A 2,275-nucleotide genomic window follows, 5' to 3' on the forward strand; every position below is an offset into this window, starting at 1 on the left:
AAAACCGCCATTTTATGTAGGATTTGCCGTGGGCTTGGGCTATTATCGGTCGCATGCGGTTCGCCCTTGATCGCCTTCCCACAGACCCGGTTCTCCTGCAGAAAATGCTGCTGGAGATGGCCGATGTCATGGAGCAGGAACGGGCCGAACTGACGGCGGCGCAAGCCACGGTCAAAGCCCAGACCTTGCGGATCGAAAAGCTCGAGCATCGTGTCGCGCGGCTGCTGCGCGTCCAGTTCGGCCGCAGCTCCGAGAAAATGGATATCGCCCAGTTGCGGTTGATGTTCGAAGAGGTCGAGGCGCCGGAACCGGCCAACGACGAGGCGCCGGCGGCACCCGTGGCAAGATCGGCCCGCAAACCCGGCGGCCGCGTTCCGCTTCCTGCGCACTTCCCGCGCCAGACGGTTGATCATCAGCCCGGTCCGTGCAGCGCCGGCTGTAACGGCCAGACCGTGCAAATCGACGAGGCCGTCACTGAGGTTCTCGACTATATCCCGGCGCGCTTCCGCGTCATCCGCCATGTCCGGCCCAGGCTGGTGTGCCGATCCTGCGAACAGATCCGCCAGGCGCCCGCTGTCGATCTGCCGCTGCCCAAGGTCATGGCGAGCAGCACCTTGCTGGCCCATCTGGTCGTCAGCCGCTTTGTCGATCATCAGCCCTGGCACCGGCAGTCGGTGATCTTCCGCCGGGTGGGGCTACACATAGATCGGGACGTGATGAGCCGCTGGGCCCGGAAACTGGCATGGCTGCTGGCGCCACTGGGCGAACGGCTGTTCGCCTATATCCGGGAAGCCGCGAAGATCCATGGTGATGACACGCCGGTGACGCTGCTGGGCAATGGCGATGGCAGCCGGACCGGGCACTTCTGGGTCTATCTGCGCGATGATCGTTCAAGCGGTGACATGAGCCCGCCCGCCGTAGCCTTCCGCTTCAGCGCAGATCGTGGCGGGGCGCATCCGGCGGAACATCTCGCCGATTATCAAGGCTATCTGCAGGCGGACGGCTTTGCTGGATACAACGCGCTTTACCGTGATCCCAAAACCAAGGCGCCCAGGGATATCGTCGAAGTGGGATGCTGGAGCCACGCGCGCCGGAAATTTACCGACATCCTGGATAAGAGCCCATCGCCGATCGCGGCGGAGGCGGTGGTTCGGATCGCCGAACTCTTTGCCATCGAGCGCGACATCAAGGGTGCGCCACCCGATGAGCGGAGGCGCATCCGCCAGATCAAGGCGGTGCCGAAGCTGGAGGCTTTACGCGTCTGGCTTGAAACCCAGAACCGTGGCCTGTCTTCCGACAGCAATCTGGCGCGTGCATGTCGCTATCCGCTCAACCGCTGGCATGCCATGATCCGCTACTGCGATGACGGTCGGCTCGAGATCAGCAACAATCTGGTGGAGAACGCCCTGCGCGGGGTCGCGCTCGGGCGCCGGAACTGGATGTTCGTCGGCTCCATGAAAGGAGGAGAAGCGGCGGCGCTCTTCTACTCCCTGGCCGGCACATGCCGGCTCAACGGCGTCGAGCCCGAGGCGTGGTTCACCGACGTCATCGAGCGCATCGGCAACCACCCGATCAATCAGATCGATGACTTCCTGCCGTGGAAATGGCAGGCATCAAAGCTGACCAACGATCTGGAGAAGGCTGCGTGAGCAACAGCACTATCGTGCGGATGAAGATTACGCTGGACGATGTGACACCGGCCGTGAGCCGAACGCTGGAGGTGCCGCTCAATATCCGCCTGGACCGTCTGCACACCGTTATCCAGACCGCCTTCTCGTGGACGGACTCTCACCTGTGGGAAATGAGCTTCGGGCAGACCGGCTTCGGCATCCCCGATCCTGAATATGGCTTCGACGGGCCGCTCGACGCCCGTAAGGCCACTCTCACCCAGGTCTTGGCGGATACGAGGCGCAAGACCTTCCGATATCTCTACGACTTTGGCGACGCCTGGGAGCATAGCGTTAAGATCGAGCACGTCAGCGCGGCCAGCCCGCACCTGACATATCCGCTCATCCTCGATGCAGTAGGCATGCGCCCGCCAGAGGACTGTGGCGGACCATGGGGCTATGCCGAAAAGCTCGAAGCGCTCGGCGACCCTCAGCATGAACATCATGAAGAAGCGCTGGAAACCCTCGGCGACGACCATGATCCCAACGCCCAGCCCGATATCCCCCTGATCGAGGCAAGGCTGGAAGCGCTCGCGAAAAAATGGGCGCCACGGACACGCCGGAAAGCCTGACAGGCCGCGTCAATGCCGCCTTCCGTCGGCGCTTAC

General features: G+C 62.9%; 2 protein-coding genes. Both read left to right on the forward strand.

What is annotated here, in order from left to right; all coding sequences use genetic code 11:
• Positions 1-257 precede the first annotated feature (257 nt).
• A complete protein-coding gene (gene tnpC / locus ACFQ24_RS04035; RefSeq protein WP_380909171.1) occupies positions 258-1,649 on the forward strand; it encodes an IS66 family transposase in 1,392 nt (463 codons plus the stop codon).
• Complete coding sequence (locus ACFQ24_RS04040; protein WP_380909169.1) at positions 1,646-2,239, forward strand: plasmid pRiA4b ORF-3 family protein; 594 nt, start codon at positions 1,646-1,648, stop codon at positions 2,237-2,239. Before tnpC ends, ACFQ24_RS04040 begins: the two co-directional genes overlap by 4 nt.
• The last annotated feature ends 36 nt before the right edge of the window (positions 2,240-2,275 follow it).

This window comes from Sphingobium olei (assembly GCF_042678845.1).
In the GTDB taxonomy this organism is placed as follows: domain Bacteria; phylum Pseudomonadota; class Alphaproteobacteria; order Sphingomonadales; family Sphingomonadaceae; genus Sphingobium; species Sphingobium olei.